Origin of the sequence: Roseivivax jejudonensis, from assembly GCF_900172265.1 — a bacterium.
Taxonomy (GTDB): Bacteria; Pseudomonadota; Alphaproteobacteria; order Rhodobacterales; family Rhodobacteraceae; genus Roseivivax; species Roseivivax jejudonensis.
This window is the reverse complement of record NZ_FWFK01000001.1, coordinates 90337-107985: the sequence shown is the minus strand read 5'-3', so window position 1 is coordinate 107985 and position 17649 is coordinate 90337. Positions and strand designations below refer to the sequence as shown.

Below are 17649 nucleotides of genomic sequence, written 5' to 3'. Positions count from 1 at the left end.
TTTCGCGCGCCGGCGCCTAGTAGCGTCCGACGAGCAATCCCCCGTCCACGGTTATGGTCTGCCCGGTCATGTACCGGGCCTTGTCGGAGGCGAGGAATGTGATGACGTCGGCGATGTCCTCGGGTTCGCCCACGCGTCCCATGGGAATGAAGCTCGCCGCCTTCTCGAGGCCCGCAGGCCCGAGCGAATGCTTCTCCGACAGCGCCTGGGCCGTGCGGATGTAGCCGGGCGCGATGCCGTTGACGCGCAGCCCGTCGCCGGCGAGTTCGACCGCGAGACCGCGGACCAGCCCGACGACGCCGGACTTTGCCGCGGAATAGTGCACATGCTCGTCCCAGCCGTAGGCCACGCCCATGATCGAGGACAGGCAGACGATGGCGCCGCTGCCGCGTGCGCGCATCGCCGGCGCGGCGGCTCGCACGAGCCGCATCATCCCCTTGAGATCGATCTCGAAGGTGCGGTCCCACGCCTCGTCCGTCATGTCGGTAAGCGGCACGCGGTGCGCGATGCCCGCGTTGCACACGATGACATCGAGAGGCCCGTGGTCGGCCTCGACCTTGGCCACGACGGCATCGGCGGCCTCCGTCGAGGTGACGTCGAGCGCGTGGAACTCGGCCGTGCCGTCGGTGGCGTTGATCTCGTCGGCGACCGCGCGGCCCTCGCAATCGAGAACGTCGGTCACGATCACCCGGTCCCCCGCGGCCGCGAAGGCCTTGGCGGTGGCGCGGCCGATGCCGATGCCCGATCCGGTAATGAGAACGTTGCGCATGGTGTCTCGGCTCCTCAAAGCATCACGTCGCCGGAATTCGGGCCGAGGGTCTGGCCCACGTATATCGCGGCGTCGTCCGACATCAGGAAGGCGACCGTCGCCGCCACGTCCTCGGACTCTCCGAAGCGGCCGAGCGGCAGGTCGGCAGCCTTGGCCGCGCGCCAGTCGGCGCTGAGACTGCGTACGAGGTCGGTATTGATCGGCCCGGGCGCGACCGCGTTAACGCGCACGCCGCGGTCGCTCACCTCGCGGGCCAGCGCCTTGGTCAGGCCGATGATGCCGGCCTTGGCCGCCGAGTAATGCGTGAGCTCGACGCCGCCGATCTGGCCGAGTTGCGAGGCCATGTTGACGATGCTGCCCCGTCCTGCCTCGAGCATAGGGCCGATGGCGCGGCGGCATCCGAGGAACGTGCCGCGCAGATGCACCGCGATCATGCGGTCGAAATCCGCGATCGCCATGTCCTCGAGGCGCGATTGCAGCACGATGCCCGCGTTGTTGACGAGGCCCGTCACCGGGCCGAATTCCGCCTCCGCCGTCGTGAAGGCGGCATCCATCGCGGCATCGTCCGAGACGTCACAGGCGACAGCGGTCGCTGCTCCCCCCGCGGTCCGGATCGCCTCTGCGGTGGCATCAGCCGCGGCGCCGTCGAGATCGGTGCAGGTGACTGACGCGCCCTCGGCCGCGAGGCGGCGGGCCACGGCGGCGCCGATCCCGGCGCCCGCGCCGGTGACGAGGATATGCTGTCCGGCAAGACGGCTCACGCGATCTCCTCCTGCACCGCCGCGGTCTTGGCGCGCCGCACCGACAGCGTCATGAGCACGCCGTAGACGCTCAGGAGCGCGAAGCTGAAGAGCGTCGTCAGCACGCCGAAGGCGAAGATGTTCGGATGGATCTCGACCGCGAAGGTGCCGTAGATCGCGATCGGCATGGTCACGTCGGACCCGGCGGTGAAGAGCGTGCGCGGAAACTCGTCATAGCTCAGCGTGAAGGCGAACAGCATCGCCGACAGAACCCCGGGAAAAATCATCGGGAAGGTCACCTTCCGGAAGGTCCGCCCCGGCGGCACGCCGAGCGCCCACGCCGCTTCCTCCACCGACTTGTCGAAGCGGTTGAAGATCGCGAGCATCACGAGGAATGCGAAGGGAAAGGTATAGACCACGTGGAGCACGAAGGCGGTGCCCCACCACGTGCGGTCGATGCCGACCTGATCCGCGACCAGCGCCATGCCGAGGCCCAGAAGCACCCCGGGCACCATCATCCCGAGGACGACGAGGTAGAAGACGAAGCCCGAGCCGCGGAAATTGCGACGGAATCCCTGTGCCGTGAGCGTCCCGAGCACCGTGGAGACCACCATCGTGGCAAAGGCCAGGGTCAGCGAGCGCAGCAGTGCCTCGCCGATCGGCAGCGGCGCCACCCGCGACGGCGGCGTCAGCCCGAAGACGTGCTGATACCAGTAGGTCGACCACTCGATGATCGGGAATTGCGGCCCGCCCTCCGGACCCGCCTGGAAGGACAGGATGCCCATGACGATGAACGGGCCGTAGAGGAACAGGATGAAGAGGCCGGTATAGGCGCCGAGGATCGTGCGGAGAAGGTTGTTCGATTGCATGTCCGTCTCCTCCTCAGAGCGCGCGGCGCAGGTTGACGATGCGCAGGAGGCCGGTGATCACGACCGCCATGATCACGGTCAGGATCACCCCGATCACCGCGGCGAAGGCCCATTTGAGCGATCCGACCTGCGTGACGATGATGTTGCCCAGAAGGTTGACCTTGCGCCCCGACAGGGCCGATGCGGTCGCGAACTCGCCCAGAACCATCACCGACACGAAGATCGCGCCCACGACCACGCCGGGCAGGGACAGCGGGAAGATGATCTTGCGGAAGATCGTCCAGGTGGACGCGCCGAGGTCGCGCGCCGCCTCGATCAGGCTCTCGTCGATCCGCGCCAGCATGAAGGCGATCGGACCGACCATGAACACCACATAGATCTGGACCATGCCGATCACGACCGACAGCTCGGTGAACAGCAGGACCTCGATCGGTTCCGCGATGAGGCCGAACTTCTGAAGCAGGATGTTGATCGCACCCTCGACGCCCAGCATCGGGCGCCATGCGAGAACCCGGATAAGGAACGACGTCCAGAACGGGATGACGCATGTCACGAGAAGGACGGTCTGCACCGTCTTGTTGCGCACCACCTGCCCGATGAAGAGCGCGGTCGGGTAGCCGATGACGAAGGTCAGGACGAGGACGTAGAGCCAGATCTTCAGCGTTCTGAGGAGGGCTCCGAAATACGTGTCGGAACTGAAGAAGGTGATCCAGCTCTGCAGCGTGAGGTCCGACGAGATCGAAAAGGTCGTCTGCGTCCAGAAGCTGACATAGACCATCATGCCCAGCGGCACGACGAGGAACAGGATCATCCAGATCACGCCGGGAACCAGCAGGAGGTAGTTGCCGTGCCGGGCGAGAAAGCCGCGCCCGTCGCGGGCGGCGTGCGCGGTGCCGGCGGCCATGTCTGCGGTACTGTCGGCCATCAGGCGGCTCCCTTCAGCGTGTCGTCACCCAGACGCGCGCCCTGTGCGTCAAAGACCAGCGCGCTGGCGGGATCCCAGGACACCGTGCAGGCGGTTCCGGCCTCGATCCGGCGCGGATCCTCACGGCTCAGGTGCCGCTCAACGTCGAAGATCGTGCCGTCGGGCAGGCGCAGGAAGTAGAAGAAGCGACTGCCCAGGAATTCCGAGGCGACGAAGGTCGCCGGCAGGCTGGCGTGGCTTTCGGGCGGGGCGGTGTCGGTATGGATTTCGGCGGCGTCGTGACGGATCGCGTAGGAGGCGCGGCCCGAAGGCGCGCCGTGTGCGGGAAAGCGCAGGTCGCGGTAGCGGAAGCTGCCGTCGCTCACCTCTCCCTCGAGGATGTTGTAGGCGTTGACGAAGCGCGCGACGCCGACGTTGCGCGGCGCCCGGAACACGCTGTCGGGGTCCGAGACCTGCAGGAGCCGGCCACGGTCGAGGACGATCATCCTGTCGCCCATGGCGAGCGCTTCGGCCTCGTTGCCGGTCACGTGCATGAAGGTCACGCCGAGCGTTTCACGGATCTTGCGCAGTTCGACCGTCATCCGCTCGCGCAGGTTGGCGTCGAGCGCGCCCAGCGGTTCGTCGAGCAGGCAGACCTTGGGTTCCGTGACCAGCGTGCGCGCCAGCGACACGCGCTGTTTTTGCCCGCCCGAGAGCTGGCCGACCATGCGTCCCCCAAGGTCGCCGAGCCCAACGAGGTCGAGGATCGACCGCACGCGGCGGGTAACCTCGGAGTCGTCCGTGACGGGATCGATTTCGCGGTAGCGCAGTCCGAACGCCACGTTGTCGAACACGTTCATGTGCGGAAAGAGGCCGTAGCTCTGCTGGACGAAGCCGAGATTGCGAAGGTGCGTGGGCCGGAAGGTGATGTCGTCGCCATCAAGCGAGATGCGACCCGAATCCGCCATGTCGAGGCCGGCGATCAGGCGCAGCAGAGTGGACTTGCCCGATCCGGACGGGCCGAGCAGCGTCAGATACTCGTCGTCGCGGATCGTCAGGTCGACGGCGTCGATCGCGGGGATCCCGGCATAGGCCTTGGTGACCCGGCTGAGCTCCAGCATGGACGGCTCCCTGTATTTTGAACGCAGCTTCCGATGCTGCATTATGTATTCTGTATTCAGATACTAGTATTCCGTTGGCGTTTCCGCTCGGTCAATCCCCTTCTGCACCATCAAGACGCGTTTTTCTTGGGTTTATGCGCATCAAAATTTGCTCATGACGAATTTTTGGGGCACCCTGTCGAACGATTGTGAAATTCTGTGCACAGAGTGCATTTGTATACCGGTTGCGACTCCGTCGGCACTGACACAAATTTGGACAGGCGCACTCAGGATTTCCGATGGACGATTCCAGGGACTTCGACGGCAGACGGCAGACCCCACGCTACGCGGCGATCGAGGTCGCGCTCACCGGTGCGATAGGCGACGGTCGGCTGCCGGCCGGGACCGTCGTCAGCGAGGATCCGGTCGCGCGAATTTTCGGTGTCTCGCGCACCCCAGCGCGCAAGGCGCTGGCCGAACTGGTCGCCAAGGGCCGGCTCGTCCGCTTCGATGGCCGCGGCTTTCTCGTTGCTGGCGCGGACGCCGACGCCGCGCCACAGCGGATCACGCTTACGGCGCACATGCTCGGCGCCGAAGACGATCGGCTGGGCGCCGCGCCGCGGGCCGGCGCGGAACGGATTGCGCAGGACTTCGAGGCCACGATCGCCGGCGCGCTGCCGTTCGGCCGGTTTCGCATCAACGAGGTGGGCGCGGCCGAACACTACAACGTCTCGCGCACGATCATCCGCGAACTGCTGCAGCGTCATCAGGATCGCGGGCTCCTGCGCAAGGACAGACGCTCGCACTGGGTTCTCGGCCCGCTGACGGCGCGGGACATCGCGCACTATTTCGCGATCCGTCAGCGGCTGGAGCCGCTGGCGTTGGAGGACAGCGCGCCACGGCTGCCGCCCGGAACGATTGTCCAGATGCTGGACGACACCGAGGCGGCGCTGGCCGCGGGCGGCGACACGCTCACGTCCGAACAGGTCGAGAAGCTGGAGCACGACATCCATCGTCGACTGCTGCAGGAAACACCGAACAGCCAGCTCCTGCGCTTCATCGAGCAGAGCCAGATCGCGCTGACGGTCAACGCGGTCTTTTCCAACGTGATCGGCGGCCGGCCGTTCGAGCCCGCGCTGCGCGAGCACCTCTTCGTGCTGGGCTTCCTGCGGCGTGGCTCGATCGAGGCCGCTGCCCGCGCCCTCGACGAGCACCTGCGGCTGTCGGCCGCGCGCACGCAGAAACGTCTGATGGCGATCTCGGTCTTTCCGCCGCCCGACTTGCCGGACTACCTGATGCGCGAGAGCCGCTTCAACGACTGAGCGCGTGCTCCCAGCGCCGCACGAGGTAATTGTGCTCGCGCATGATCGTGTCCCAGATGGCGATCCGCGACATGCGTTCGGTGTAGGAGCCGCCCTCGCGCACCTCGCCCACATCGAAGACGATTGCCCCGTCGGAGTTGCGGATCTCGGTCGCGGCGGGCTTGCCGGCGTACCAGAAATCCCATTCCGCCTCGGTGAGGTAGGTGCGCACGGTTTCGCGCGCCATCATGTACGCGCCGTTGCGGGACATGAGCGCGCCGGCGCGGCCGCCGTACCACCAGTTGAAGTAGTCGTAGGCGGCGTCGACGTGCCAAGGATCGGCGCGCGAGGACAGGGACAGTCCCCCGAACCAGCCGCGGTATCCGACCTCGGGCGTGACCATCTCCACCGGGATGCCGAGCGCGCGCAGCTTGGTGAAGCCCGACCACCAGAGCGAACCGAGCATACGCTCGGACCGGCCGAAGGCGCGGATCGCCTCGCTCTCGTCGGCCCAGAGACAGCCGAAATGCCCTTCTCGCCGATAGGTCTCGGTCTTCGCAACGAGGGTATCGATCTCCTCGAGCGACAGGTCGCCGGCGTCATCGGGAGCGAACCCACCGCGCGCGTGAAGCGCCAGCGTCATGTCGAGCACACCGATCGCCGCGTCGGTCTGAAGGCAGACCGCGCCGGACCAGTCCGGATCGAGCAGGGCGCCCCAGCTGCGTACGGATTTCGGGTCGGCTCCGACCACCGCGAAGCTGTCGGCGTTGTGGACGGTCGGCGCCATCGAGATCCATGATGTCGGCCGGTCGCCGAGCGAGCCGTCCATCTGCACGAAAAGACGTTCGGACGGCTCGGAGCCCGAGGCCGGCGGCGCGCCCGACGTCTGGTGTGCAAGGCGCGGAAGCGTCTCGATCTCGGTCCAGCGCGAGATGCGCGTGACGTCGATCGGCTGGATCGAGCCCGTGGGCCAGATCAGGTCGATGTCGTGAAACCACTGGTCGTAGACGTCGAACCTGTCGGGGTAGAGGGCGCCGACGCGCTGCGCCGCCGTTCCGTCGAGCGAGATGAACTCGAGCTGGATGCCGAGATCTTCCTCGGCCGCGCGCTTGAGCGCCGGCACCTGCGTGACGGTCGTGCCGAGCACGCGCATCGGCTCCCGCGGGCGACGCACCCGCGGAGCCTGGGGCGCTTCGGCGGTTCCGATGCTCACGCGGTCGCGGCCCGGATCTCGTCGAGCACGGCGGTCCGTTCGGCGCGCGCCTTGAGGGCGGCGTCCATGTCGACACGTTGGAACCGGACCGGGACGTTGGGCTGCAGTTGACCGATCAGATCCATGTCCGCCGAAATGACCGCACCGATCATGAAGTACCCGCCGCCCGAGACCGCGTCTCGGTGAAGCACGATCGGCTCCGTCCCGCCCGGCACCTGAATCGAGCCGTAGGGATAGCACCCGTCGACGATGTTGGAGGGGTCCGATCCCGCGCCGAACGGCTGTTCGCGTTCGACGAATTCGAGCGGCCGGCCGCCGCGAAAGCGATAGCCCATCCGGTCGGCCTCGGGCGCGACGGACCACTCGTCATCGAAAAACGCCTTCTGCGAGGCTTCGGTGATGCGGTGCCAGTAGAGGCCGGGCAGGACCCGCAGTTCGGCAGGTCGGCCGGGCCGGCGACGCAGCGCCTCGGGTACCGTGCGGCCTGGCGTGCCTGCACCGTCGCCCACGGGAAGCACGTCGCCGGCGGCGACCGCGCGACCGTCAACGCCGCCGAGGGCCCCGATCGCGTAGGTGGCGCGGCTGCCCAGCATGGGCTCCGTGGCGATGCCACCGGCGACGGCGATGTAGATCCGCGCGCCGTCGGTCAGATAGCCGAAGCTCAGCACCTGGCCCTTCTTCGCGGCAAAGGAGGTCCATGTCGGCACTTCGGCTCCGTCGAGCTTCACGGGCATCTCGCCACCTGTCACCGCCAGCAGCGTGTCCTCGGTCACGACGAGTTCGGGCCCCATGAACACGGCCTCGAGGCAGGCGGCGTCCTCGGGATTGCCGACCAGCCGGTTGGCGGCGCGCAGCGACAGGCGGTCCATCGCACCGCCGATGGGAATTCCTAGATGGAAATAGCCCGGACGGCCGAGATCCTGGATCGTGGTCAGCAGGCCCGGTTTGCGGATCTCAAGCGCCATCGAGAGCCTCCATCAGTTTCGCGTTGGTGCCGGCGATGTCGGCGTTGAACGCCTCCAGATCGAAATCGACCTCGGCGATCTTCGGCGTGTAGGTGCCCGCCTCGACCTCCTTGAGGATGCGGTCGTACTCGTCGCGGTCGATGGGCGAGAACTTCACGATGTCCCCGGGGCGGAAGAAGACCATGAAGTCGCGAAGGTAGCTCACCTCCTGCTTCGGATCGAAGATCGTCATCGGCGTGATGCCGAACATCTGGTAGCCGCCCGCGCCGCGCACCGAGTAGATGCACGAGAAACAGCCGCCGTAGCCGACCGTTTGCTTGGGCGTGTCGGTGCGGGGCCTGAGGTACTTCGGCACCTGCAGCTGCCGCTCCCGTTCGACCAGCTGGTAGAGGAAGGGCAGGCCCGACACGAAACCGACCATCGATACGAACCACGGGTTCGCGTGGTGCGCGGCAATGAACCCCTCCGCGTTGTCGAACCCGTTGATCTTCGCCGCATAATCGAGATCCGTGCCCGAGGGATCCTGGTGGCGTTCACGGAACCGCATCAGCGTCTCGTGAGTCCACGGATCCTGATAGAAGACCGGCACCTCGACGATGCGCGTGGTCATCCGCTTTTCCGCCGCCTCGGCCACGTCCTCGAGCTTCTTGAGCTCCTCGAGCATGGCGTCGGGCGCGATCACGTCGGGATCGAACTTGACCTGGCACGAGGCGTTCGCCGGGCAGATCTCGGTCACGCCGTCGATCTTTGCCTCGCGCAGCGCGTTCGTCATCGACAGGCTCTTGAAGAAGGCGTCGAGCGACATCTCCTCGTCCATCTCGACGAAGATGTGCTCGTCGCCTCCGTGGGAATATCTCGTCTTCACGGCGGTGTCTCCCTCCGGATCTCAGTTGAGCTCGGTGCGTTCCAGCCAGTCTTCCAGCCAGGTCGTGTGATATTCGCCGCCGCGCACGTCCGGGTCGCGGGCGAGCGCGGCGTGAAGCGGCAGGGTCGTCTTGAGCCCGTCGATCGACATCCCGTCGATGGCGCGCGCGAGCGCGTCGATCGCGGCGTCGCGGTCCGTGGCGTGCACGATCAGCTTTCCCAGCAGCGAGTCGTAGAACGGCGGGATCGCGTAGCCCTCGTAGAGCATCGTGTCGAAACGCACGCCATCGGGGATGTGCATCGCGCCGGTCACGCCGGGAAAGGGCATGAAGTTCTTGGTTGGATCCTCGGCGTTCACGCGGACTTCGATGGCGTGGCCGTCGAGCCGGATGTCTTCCTGCGCGACCGACAGCGGTGCGCCGAAGGCGACGCGAATCTGTTCGGCCACGAGGTCGAGGCCGGTCACCATCTCGGTCACCGGGTGTTCGACCTGGATGCGGGTGTTCATCTCGATGAAGTAGAACTCGCGCCGCGCCGGATCGAAGAGGTATTCCAGCGTTCCGGCGCCCCGGTAGCCGACGTTTTCGGCCAGACGCACGGCGGAGGCGCAGAGTTCGGCGCGCTCGTCCTCGGTCAGGCAGGTGGCCGGAGCCTCTTCCCACACCTTCTGGCGTCGCCGCTGGAGCGAGCATTCCCGCTCGAACGCGTGGATCGCGCGGGTCCCGTCGCCGAGGATCTGCACCTCGACATGGCGCGCGTCGGGCACGAAGCGTTCCATGTAGAGCCCGCCATCGCCGAAGGCGGCCTGCGCCTCGGACTGCGCCTGCGGCATCTGCTTGGCGAGCGCCTCGGCATCCGCAATGACCCGGATGCCGCGCCCGCCGCCGCCCGCGGCGGCCTTGATCATCACCGGATAGCCCAGCTCGTCGGCCACGCTCCGGGCCGCATCGACGCTTTCGATGCGGCCGTCGCTGCCGGGGGTGACGGGCACACCGGCCTCGATCGCCGTGGCGCGGGCACGCGCCTTGTCGCCCATGCGCTCGATGGTGTCCGCCGAGGGCCCGACGAAGATCAGGCCCGCCGCCTCCACGGCGCGAGCGAAGCGCGGGCTCTCGGACAAAAAGCCGTAGCCGGGGTGCACCGCGTCGGCGCCGGCCTCGGTCGCGGCGGCGACCACGCGGTCGACGTCGAGATAGGATTTCGTGGCCTGCGCCGGTCCGATCTCGACCGCGCGGTCAGCGATACGGACGGCCAGCATGTCGGCATCGGCCTCGGAGTGGGCCTGCACGACCGTCATCCCGAGAGCTTGCCCGGCGCGCACGATCCTGACCGCGATCTCGCCACGGTTGGCGACGAAGAGCGTCTTGCCGCTGAGATCCATGCGCCGGATCAGTCCATCCGCGCGAGCACGGCGCCCGCGGTTACCTGGCCCTCGTTCTCGACCTCGAAGCGGATATTCTCACCCGCTTCCTCGGCCGTCACCTCGTGGAAGGACTTCATCACCTCGACAAGCCCGATCACCGCGCCCGCCTCGACCGCTCCACCGTCCTCGACGAAGGGCGGCTCTTCCGGCGCGGGTTTGCGATAGAAGATGCCGGGCAGGGGGCACTGAATTTCCTTGGCCATGATCGGGCCTCCGTTGGGGGTCAGGATGCGGGACGGGCGACCGTGATGCCCTCGGCCTCGAGCGCGTCGCGGATGGCGCGGCCGATGTCGCGCGCGCCGGGCGTGTCGGAGTGAAAGCATATCGACTCGAAGGCGACGTCGACGTCGTGCCCGTCGATGCAGGTGACCTTGCCTTCGACGCAGGCGCGCACGCATTTGTCGGCCAGCGCGGCGGGCTCGAAACTCGGGGCCTTGCGCGCGAACACGATCGCACCCGAGGCGTCGTATTCGCGGTCGGCATAGAATTCGCGCCGTGCGGGATGGCCCGCCGCTTGCGCGACCTCCCATGTCTCGGACACGCCCATGCAAAAAATCGGCAGGTTCGGTGCGACGACCTGCAGCGCCTCGATCAGCTTTTCCGACAGCGCGCGGTCCTTCGCGGCGGTCATGTAGAGCGCACCGTGCGGCTTCACGTGGCTGAGCGCGATCCCGTGCCGGCGCGCGAAGATGTCGAGCGCGCCCACCTGATAAAGGATGTCGTTGACGAGTTCCTCGCTCGACGCCGCGATGGCGCGGCGACCGAACCCCTGCATGTCGCGATAGGCCGGGTGCGCGCCGAGCCCCACGTCATGCTCTCGCGCGAGCCCGGCAAGCCGATCCATGATCATCGGATCGCCGGCGTGGAACCCCGTGGCCACGTTCGCCGAGGAGATGATCGGCATCAGGTCCTCGTCCGGCGCGTCGCCGTAGCTCCAGTGCCCGAAGCCCTCGCCCATGTCGCAGTTGAGGTCGATACTGGCGCGTGTCATGTCGGCTGCCCCCGGGTCCCGTCGCGTCAATGAAGCGCGAAAGCGGTCGCGAGTGCAATGGCCTAGCTCATTGGGGCCGCGAGCGGCCGCTCAATCGCGCAGGGCGAGGGCTTCGAATTCCGCGTATCGAGCCTCGGCCGCGTCCCCCAGCGCAGGGTCGATATCGAGGTGCGCCGGCGCGTCGGTTCCGGGTGAACGCGCGACGATGCGGTCGAACATCCCGCTGTCGAACGGGTCGCCTCCACCGCCCCGGCGCGAGGCGGCGGCGCTGTCATAGCGATTCTGCAGGGGCGGATCGAGCGCGAAGCGCGCGCTGATCCGGTCGAGGCTCGCCTGAGGGTCGGCCATCAGCGCCGTGTGCGTCAGCGCGACCCGACGCTCCGGCGCGAAGCGGTCCCAGAGGGCGGAGATCGTCGAGAGCCGACGCACGTAATAGTCGGCCGCCTTCGTGTCGGTGTCGTACTCATTGCGCCCGAGCCGATCGTAGAGGCGCCGGATCGAGCGAATCGCGGGGCTCGGCGTTCGGGCGACGAAGATCGCGCGCGCCGCGAAGAATTCGGGGCTGGCCGCGGCGTCATGCCGGTCGTGAAGGATCTTGTCGAACAGACCGCGAGCCGCCGGCGCCCATACCCCGCGCAGGGCCTGGTTCACGACGAGCCGACCGAGCGCGCCTGGTCCATCGTAGCGGATATGCGCCTCGCCATACCCCGACAGGTCGGACCGAGAGCACAGGATATTCGACAGCGCCGTGGAGCCGCACCGCATGTGGGCGATCACGAATATGCAAGTCTCGAACGTGCATTGGCGACAGACCGCGGCCACGCCGGCGCCCGCCGCCCGTTTGATCGTTTCGCGCATCGCCTTTGATCCCGCCGGTTCGTGGCCGAGACGCCCCGCCATTGTGCGAACGTCCGGCCGTTTCCAGTTGAAGCCGAGATCGTTATTCAACCGTTAACGTATGGTGCCGAAAGGTTGGCGCGTGAAATACCTGCATCGCCGCAAGCTGTTCTTTCTGCACGTGCCGAAATGCGCCGGCATGAGCCTGCGTTCGGCGCTGACCATCCCCGGAGAAACGGATTTCGGGCCGCTCGCCGACGATCTCGGGCTGTCGCCAGAGGAGGCCGAGCGCGTGACGGAGCGCGGCAATGGCTTCGATCACCCGGTCCTCGGCCGGATCCATCCGGCGCATCTGCCGCTGGCTGCCATCCGTTCGGAGCTGCCGCGCACGTGGCGTGCGCTGTCGGAGGCGCGCCCGTTCGCCGTCGTACGCGCGCCGCGCGATCGTTTCGTTTCGGCGCTGATGCAGCGTCTCAAGGAGTTCCGCGACGCCGGGGCCATCAGCGCCGACGATCCGCTCGTCCGGCGCGAAGCGTCCGCGGTGTGCGACTGGCTGTCCGCGCGCGATCGCTTCACCGACATCGAATTCGTGCACTTCACCCGGCAGGTCGACTATGTCGATACCCCGGACGGCACGCGCCTGTGCACGGTGTTTCCGGTCGAGGACATGCGCGCTCTCGTGGACTGGATCGAGGCCGAGAGCGGGCTGACGATCGAAGTGGCGCACACGCATTCGCGGCGCCAGCCGACCCGGTGGTCGAAGTCGTTGCAGCCGGCCGCGCGCTTTGTCGGCCGCCGGCTTCTGCCGCGGCCGGTCAAGGCGGCGCTGCATCCGCTCTGGATGAACAGCGCGGCCTTTACCGACGCCGCCCAGAGCTACCGAGACGTGGATTTCGGCCCCGACGTGGAGGCGTTCATCGCCGACTATTACGCTGCGGATGCGCGCCTTCACTCGGAGGCGCTGCGCCGGCGGCCGACGCCGGCCGCCACGGCACGCGCGTCCGTTCAGACGTAACGATTCACCACGTTCTCCAGGATCTCCTGCCGGCCCGAGCGGGGCTGCGGATCGAGCCCCTCGGCTTCGACCCGCGCGGCAATCGTCTCGAGGTCGCTCGTGAGCATGGCCTGGGCCTGCGGATCTTCCCAGCCGGAATACCGGGCGCGGCGCGGCGCCTCCAGCGCATCGTCCTCGAGCATGCGCGCCGCCGCCTTGAGCCCGCGCGCGCATACGTCCATCGCACCGGCATGAGCCGCCACAAGATCCTCCGGATCGAGGGACTGGCGCCGGAGCTTGGCGTCGAAATTGGTGCCGCCGGTGCCGAAGCCGCCGCCCTTGAGAATCTCGTAATACGCCAGCGCGACTTCGGGCACATTGTTCGGGAACTGGTCGGTGTCCCAACCGGACTGGTAGTCGTTGCGGTTCATGTCGATCGATCCGAACACGCCAAGCGCGTTCGCCAGCGCGATCTCGTGCTCGAAGCTGTGCCCGGCGAGGATCGCGTGACCCTGCTCGATGTTGACCTTGACCTCGTTCTCGAGACCGAAGCGCTTGAGGTTGCCGTAGACCGTGGCGACATCGTAGTCGTACTGATGCTTGGTCGGTTCCTGCGGTTTCGGTTCGATGAGGATCGTACCGGGAAAGCCGATCTTGTGCTTGTAGTCCACGACCATCGACAGGAAGCGGCCCATCTGGTCGAGCTCGCGGGACAGATCGGTATTGAGCAGCGTCTCATAGCCTTCGCGCCCGCCCCAGAGCACATAGTTTTCGCCACCGAGCCGATGGGTCGCGTCCATGCACAGCTTTACCGTGGCGGCCGACCACGCGAAGACATCGGGGTCGGGGTTAGTCGCCGCGCCGGACATGAAGCGCCGGTTCGAGAACAGGTTGGCGGTGCCCCACAGGAGCCGGGTCTTCGATGTCTCCATCTTTGCCGCGAAGATGTCGACAATCTCTTCGAAGTTGCGGCGGCTCTCGGCAAAGCTTTCGCCTTCAGGCCGAATGTCGACATCGTGGAAGCAGAAGAACGGCACGCCCAGCAGATCGAACATCTCGAACGCGACGTCGGCCTTGAGCCGGGCATCGGCCATCGTGTCGCCGAACCACGGCCGGTCGAAAGTCTGGCCGCCGAACGGATCGCCGCCGGGCCAGGCGAAGCTGTGCCAGTAGGCGCAGGCAAATCGCAGCTGGTCCTCCATGCGCTTGCCCATCACCATCTCGTCGGGGTTGTAGTGCCGGAACGCGAGGCCCTCGGCATCGGGGGCGTAGGTCAGCTTTGGAATGTCTGCGAAGAAATCGCTCATGCCGTGTCTCCGGTCCGTTTGCGCTATCAGTTCGGGCGGATCATGCGCAGATCGGCTGCGCGGGGTCCAGAAGGGTCGGACAGATCGTGACATTACAACCGATTCGCCGCACGGTCCGCGGGGGGCGTGGCGCCGGCCGGCTCACAGATCCTCCTGCATCAACCGATCGAGCGCGGCTTCCAGATCGCGCAGGCTGTTGCCGACAACCGCTTCGAGCCGTGCCTGGTAGGCGGCCGCGAGCGGCAGGAGATCGGCCATCAGCGACCGCCCCCGATCGCTCAGGGACAGGCACACGAGGCGCCGGTCGGACAGGTCGGGAACCTTGGTCACGTAGCCTTCGCGCGCGAGCCGGGAGGCCGCGCGGCTGGCCTTGGATTTCTCGAGGTGGACGCGCCGTTCGAGGTCGCGGATCGACACCGTTCCGGCATCGGCGAGATGCACCAGCACGCGCCATTCGGCTACCGAGATCCCGAACTCCGCCCGGTAGCGCCGCGCGAGCCCGGCGCTGAGATGCTCGCCGACAACGGTGACGCGATACGGCAGGAACCGGGCGAGGTCGAAGTCCGGAAGGTCCTTGCTCACGTCTGGGTCCGCTGCGGCTCGCATGGCGCGGAGTGTTCCGTGTCATCGTCTCAAGTGCAACGATTTCCTGTCTCACCGCCGCGTCGGCGTGGCCCGGTCTTTGAGTGTCGACCCGTCGAATAGGGTGCTCAGGGATAGGTTCCGGCGACGCGGGCGCGCAGGGTCACGAGGGCCAGCACTGTGTCGATCGTCGGCGTCGGGATGCTCGTGATCCGGCCAAGTTCCTGCACCGAGCGCACGAGCGCATCGATCTCCATCGGTCGGCCCGCCTCCAGGTCCTGCAGCATGGACGTGCGATGCGCGCCGACCTCCGCGCCGCCGCGAATGCGGCGGTCGACATCGACAGGGAACTTGATGTCCAGCGTCTCGGCGATCTGCTGCGCCTCGACCATCATGGCGCGCGCGACCTGGCGCGTTCCGTCATCGGTGCACAGGACATCGAGTGTCGCGTGCGTCAGCGCGGAAATCGGGTTGAAGGACAGGTTCCCCCAAAGCTTCAGCCAGATCTCGTCGCGCAGGCGCGGCCGAACCGGCGCGCGCAGGCCGGCTTCGGCCAGCGCCTTCGACAACGCTTGCGCCCGCTCGGATTTGGAGCCGTCGGGCTCACCCAGCGAGAAGCGATTGCCCTCGATATGGCGCACCACGCCGGGCTCTGACACCTCGGCGGCGGGATATACCACGCAGCCCAGAACGCGATCGGGGCCGAACCCGTCCCACTGCGCGTTGCCCGGGTCGACGGTTTCGAGCCGCGTGCCCTCGTAGGGGCCGCCGTGGCCGTGGAAATACCACCAGGGCAGGCCGTTGACGCCCGAAACGATCGTGGTCTCCGGCCCGATCAGCGGCTGCATCTTGTCCACGACGGGAGGCACCGAATGCGCCTTGAGCGTGACGATCACGTAGTCCTGCGGGCCGAGCCGGGCGGGATCCTCCTCGGCGGTGATATCGACGTGCGTGTCGGTTTCGCCCTCGATGAGGCGCAGGCCGTTCGCCTGCATCGCGGCAAGGTGAGGGCCGCGCGCGACGACGCTCACGTCCGCGCCTGCCTGCGCGAGCTTGGCCGCCATGTATCCGCCGATCGCACCGGCGCCGAAAATGCAGATCTTCAAGTTGGTCTCCGGGCGCGCAGCGCCCCTCCCTTTTCGTGTCGTTGGCCCGTTCATGTTGCGGGGCGGTGCCGCGCGGGGTCAGGCGTCCTCAGCCAGACCGAGTTTCGCGGCCAGTCCGATGCGCTGGAGCTTGCCGGTCGCGCCCTTGGGGATCTCGTCGAGGATCAGAACCTTGCGCGGAACCTTGAATTCGGCGAGTCGCGCCGCGGCGAAGTCGCGGATCTCGCGCTCCGTCGCCTCTGCGCCCTCGGCCAGCACGATCGCGGCGGCCACATCCTCGCCGAGCTTCGGGTGGGGCAGGGCGAATGTTACCGCCTGCGCCACGGCCGGATGATCGGACAGGACGCCGTCCACCTCAAGCGGGCTTATCTTCTCGCCGCCGCGATTGATGATTTCCTTCAATCGACCGGTCAGCGTCAGGTATCCCTCGTCGTCGAAGGCGCCCTGATCGCCGGTGCGGAACCAGCGCTTGCCGCCATCCTCGAAGAAGTTCTTGGCATTGGCCTCGGGATTGCCCTCGTAGCCCGGCGTGACGTTCGGGCCCGAGATCACGACCTCGCCCGTACCGTCGATCAGCCGGTCCTCGATCTCGTCGGCGATCCGAACCTCGGGGCCCGCCGGCAGGCCGACCGCGCCGGGTTTCTGCGCGCCCGGCCGGATCGGGTTGCAGCACATCTGATGGGCGGCCTCCGTCATGCCGTAGGCCTCGACCACCGGCGCGCCGAACGTCTCGGCCAGCCGCGTCATGACCGGCCCGGGAAGGGACGAGGACGACGAACGCAGAAAGCGGAGCGGCGCCTCGGCGATGGCCTCGGCGTTGCGCGGCGCCCGGGCGAGGATCGCCTGATGCATTGTCGGCACCGCCGTGTACCAGCTGGGCCGTGCCTCCCGCAGCCAGCCGAAGAAGCGCAGGGCGTCGAAGCCCGGGGCGCAGGCAATTGAGCCGCCGGCGGCGAACGATCCCGTCAGGGCGGCGATCAGCCCGTGGATGTGAAAGAGCGGCATGATGTTCAGGCACCTGTCTCGCGCCGTCAGGTCGAGCGAGGCCGCGACGTTCCGGGCCGAGGCCGCGATGTTGGCGTGCAGCAGCGGCACGATCTTGGGCCGCGAGGTCGTGCCGGATGTGTGCAGGATGAGCGCCACGTCCCGCGCGCCCGGTGTTCCTTCCGGCGCGCTGGTGGTCTCGCCCTCGGGCGACAGCGAGAACGATCCGGCGGGCGCTTCGGGATCCGCGGCAAGCCGAAGCACCGTCAGCCCGAACCGACCCGCGGCGGCGAGTGCCGGGCCGTCGTAGTCGGCCGCAACGACGATCGCGCGGGCGCCCAGATCCTCGAGGTAGAAGGCGAACTCCTCCTCCCGATATGCCGGGTTCAGCGGTGCGGTCGTGGCCGCCTGGGCGATCGTCACGAAGGCCGCGGCCATCTCCGGCCCGTTCGGCAGCACGATGGCCACGCGGTCCTCGGGGCCGACGCCCGCGGCGCGCAGCGCCGTATGGACGTAGCCCGAAAGCGCGCGCAGCGCGCCGTAGTCCATCCAGCCGCGCCCGGGCGCGCCGAGCGCGGGGGCGTCGTCCGGGTGAGGCGCGATCAGGTCTGCAATCGTGTCCGCCATGATGTCTCTTCCTCGCGGGTCCGCTTCTGGCCGCGCGCCCCGGGCGCCGTCAGGCGCGCCGGGGCGCGGGTAA

Annotated in this window: 18 protein-coding genes; 2 read left to right on the top strand and 16 right to left on the bottom strand. The window is 67.5% G+C overall.

The window, feature by feature from the left end; translation table 11 throughout:
• Window positions 1-16: 16 nt before the first annotated feature.
• Genes ROJ8625_RS00570 through ROJ8625_RS00550 form a run of 5 tightly spaced genes read right to left on the bottom strand, consistent with a single transcriptional unit; the run spans window position 17 to window position 4403 of the window.
• A complete protein-coding gene (locus ROJ8625_RS00570) occupies window positions 17-769 on the bottom strand; it encodes an SDR family NAD(P)-dependent oxidoreductase (protein ID WP_085789909.1) in 753 nt (250 codons plus the stop codon).
• A 14-nt stretch (window positions 770-783) separates the two neighbouring features.
• Window positions 784-1530 carry an SDR family oxidoreductase gene (locus ROJ8625_RS00565; RefSeq protein WP_085789908.1) on the bottom strand — a complete coding sequence of 249 codons (747 nt, stop codon included), beginning with the start codon at window positions 1528-1530 and terminating at the stop codon, window positions 784-786.
• Entirely contained in the window at window positions 1527-2378 is an 852-nt protein-coding gene (locus tag ROJ8625_RS00560) for an ABC transporter permease (RefSeq protein ID WP_085789907.1), read from the bottom strand. The genes ROJ8625_RS00565 and ROJ8625_RS00560 overlap by 4 nt, the downstream gene beginning before the upstream one ends.
• Before the next feature lie 13 nt (window positions 2379-2391).
• On the bottom strand, window positions 2392-3303 hold the full coding sequence (locus ROJ8625_RS00555; RefSeq protein WP_200813260.1) for an ABC transporter permease: 912 nt from the start codon (window positions 3301-3303) through the stop codon (window positions 2392-2394).
• Window positions 3303-4403 carry an ABC transporter ATP-binding protein gene (locus tag ROJ8625_RS00550; RefSeq protein ID WP_085789906.1) on the bottom strand — a complete coding sequence of 367 codons (1101 nt, stop codon included), beginning with the start codon at window positions 4401-4403 and terminating at the stop codon, window positions 3303-3305. The genes ROJ8625_RS00555 and ROJ8625_RS00550 overlap by 1 nt, the downstream gene beginning before the upstream one ends.
• A 278-nt stretch (window positions 4404-4681) precedes the next feature.
• On the opposite strand from ROJ8625_RS00550, the gene ROJ8625_RS00545 reads away from it, so the two are divergent.
• On the top strand, window positions 4682-5704 hold the full coding sequence (locus tag ROJ8625_RS00545; protein WP_085789905.1) for a GntR family transcriptional regulator: 1023 nt from the start codon (window positions 4682-4684) through the stop codon (window positions 5702-5704).
• On the opposite strand, the gene ROJ8625_RS00540 is transcribed toward ROJ8625_RS00545, so the two are convergent.
• The 7 genes from ROJ8625_RS00540 to ROJ8625_RS00510 all read right to left on the bottom strand — a co-directional run bounded on the left by ROJ8625_RS00540 (window position 5694) and on the right by ROJ8625_RS00510 (window position 11997).
• Complete coding sequence (locus tag ROJ8625_RS00540) at window positions 5694-6836, bottom strand: type 2 periplasmic-binding domain-containing protein (RefSeq protein WP_085789904.1); 1143 nt, start codon at window positions 6834-6836, stop codon at window positions 5694-5696. The two genes, ROJ8625_RS00545 and ROJ8625_RS00540, sit on opposite strands and share 11 nt — an antisense overlap.
• Before the next feature lie 56 nt (window positions 6837-6892).
• On the bottom strand, window positions 6893-7861 hold the full coding sequence (locus ROJ8625_RS00535) for a 5-oxoprolinase subunit C family protein (RefSeq protein ID WP_085789903.1): 969 nt from the start codon (window positions 7859-7861) through the stop codon (window positions 6893-6895).
• The gene (locus ROJ8625_RS00530; protein WP_085789902.1) at window positions 7851-8726 is read right to left on the bottom strand and encodes a 5-oxoprolinase subunit B family protein; all 876 of its coding nucleotides are present in this window, start codon (window positions 8724-8726) and stop codon (window positions 7851-7853) included. Before ROJ8625_RS00530 ends, ROJ8625_RS00535 begins: the two co-directional genes overlap by 11 nt.
• A gap of 21 nt (window positions 8727-8747) precedes the next feature.
• Window positions 8748-10106 (bottom strand): acetyl-CoA carboxylase biotin carboxylase subunit, encoded by a 1359-nt coding sequence (locus ROJ8625_RS00525; RefSeq protein ID WP_085789901.1) that lies wholly within the window; start codon window positions 10104-10106, stop codon window positions 8748-8750.
• Between the two features lie 8 nt (window positions 10107-10114).
• Complete coding sequence (locus ROJ8625_RS00520; protein ID WP_085789900.1) at window positions 10115-10351, bottom strand: acetyl-CoA carboxylase; 237 nt, start codon at window positions 10349-10351, stop codon at window positions 10115-10117.
• A gap of 20 nt (window positions 10352-10371) precedes the next feature.
• Window positions 10372-11139 (bottom strand): 5-oxoprolinase subunit PxpA, encoded by a 768-nt coding sequence (gene pxpA / locus ROJ8625_RS00515; RefSeq protein WP_085789899.1) that lies wholly within the window; start codon window positions 11137-11139, stop codon window positions 10372-10374.
• A gap of 90 nt (window positions 11140-11229) precedes the next feature.
• Window positions 11230-11997, bottom strand: coding sequence for a sulfotransferase family protein (locus ROJ8625_RS00510; protein WP_085790729.1), 768 nt, complete (start codon window positions 11995-11997; stop codon window positions 11230-11232).
• A gap of 121 nt (window positions 11998-12118) precedes the next feature.
• Between ROJ8625_RS00510 and ROJ8625_RS00505 the strand changes: the two genes are divergently transcribed.
• Entirely contained in the window at window positions 12119-12991 is an 873-nt protein-coding gene (locus ROJ8625_RS00505; protein ID WP_143535000.1) for a hypothetical protein, read from the top strand.
• Here the strand turns inward: ROJ8625_RS00505 and xylA are convergent.
• From xylA to ROJ8625_RS00485, 4 genes are all read right to left on the bottom strand, one after another.
• Complete coding sequence (xylA, locus tag ROJ8625_RS00500; RefSeq protein WP_085789897.1) at window positions 12982-14277, bottom strand: xylose isomerase; 1296 nt, start codon at window positions 14275-14277, stop codon at window positions 12982-12984. The two genes, ROJ8625_RS00505 and xylA, sit on opposite strands and share 10 nt — an antisense overlap.
• Before the next feature lie 141 nt (window positions 14278-14418).
• A complete protein-coding gene (locus tag ROJ8625_RS00495; RefSeq protein ID WP_234984118.1) occupies window positions 14419-14859 on the bottom strand; it encodes a MarR family winged helix-turn-helix transcriptional regulator in 441 nt (146 codons plus the stop codon).
• A 128-nt stretch (window positions 14860-14987) separates the two neighbouring features.
• Entirely contained in the window at window positions 14988-15965 is a 978-nt protein-coding gene (locus ROJ8625_RS00490; protein ID WP_085789895.1) for a 2-dehydropantoate 2-reductase, read from the bottom strand.
• Window positions 15966-16043: 78 nt separating this feature from the next.
• Window positions 16044-17576 carry an acyl--CoA ligase gene (locus tag ROJ8625_RS00485; protein WP_085789894.1) on the bottom strand — a complete coding sequence of 511 codons (1533 nt, stop codon included), beginning with the start codon at window positions 17574-17576 and terminating at the stop codon, window positions 16044-16046.
• Window positions 17577-17649: the final 73 nt, after the last annotated feature.

Excerpts from the sequence above, each read along its gene's own strand:
- ROJ8625_RS00570 (WP_085789909.1), bottom strand. The coding sequence starts at position 769 with ATGCGCAACGTTCTCATTACCGGATCGGGCATCGGCATCGGCCGCGCC.
- ROJ8625_RS00560 (WP_085789907.1), bottom strand. The coding sequence starts at position 2,378 with ATGCAATCGAACAACCTTCTCCGCACGATCCTCGGCGCCTATACCGGC.
- ROJ8625_RS00555 (WP_200813260.1), bottom strand. The coding sequence starts at position 3,303 with ATGGCCGACAGTACCGCAGACATGGCCGCCGGCACCGCGCACGCCGCC.
- ROJ8625_RS00550 (WP_085789906.1), bottom strand. The coding sequence starts at position 4,403 with ATGCTGGAGCTCAGCCGGGTCACCAAGGCCTATGCCGGGATCCCCGCG.
- ROJ8625_RS00545 (WP_085789905.1), top strand. The coding sequence starts at position 4,682 with ATGGACGATTCCAGGGACTTCGACGGCAGACGGCAGACCCCACGCTAC.
- ROJ8625_RS00540 (WP_085789904.1), bottom strand. The coding sequence starts at position 6,836 with ATGCGCGTGCTCGGCACGACCGTCACGCAGGTGCCGGCGCTCAAGCGC.
- ROJ8625_RS00535 (WP_085789903.1), bottom strand. The coding sequence starts at position 7,861 with ATGGCGCTTGAGATCCGCAAACCGGGCCTGCTGACCACGATCCAGGAT.
- ROJ8625_RS00525 (WP_085789901.1), bottom strand. The coding sequence starts at position 10,106 with ATGGATCTCAGCGGCAAGACGCTCTTCGTCGCCAACCGTGGCGAGATC.
- ROJ8625_RS00520 (WP_085789900.1), bottom strand. The coding sequence starts at position 10,351 with ATGGCCAAGGAAATTCAGTGCCCCCTGCCCGGCATCTTCTATCGCAAA.
- pxpA (WP_085789899.1), bottom strand. The coding sequence starts at position 11,139 with ATGACACGCGCCAGTATCGACCTCAACTGCGACATGGGCGAGGGCTTC.
- ROJ8625_RS00510 (WP_085790729.1), bottom strand. The coding sequence starts at position 11,997 with ATGCGCGAAACGATCAAACGGGCGGCGGGCGCCGGCGTGGCCGCGGTC.
- xylA (WP_085789897.1), bottom strand. The coding sequence starts at position 14,277 with ATGAGCGATTTCTTCGCAGACATTCCAAAGCTGACCTACGCCCCCGAT.
- ROJ8625_RS00485 (WP_085789894.1), bottom strand. The coding sequence starts at position 17,576 with ATGGCGGACACGATTGCAGACCTGATCGCGCCTCACCCGGACGACGCC.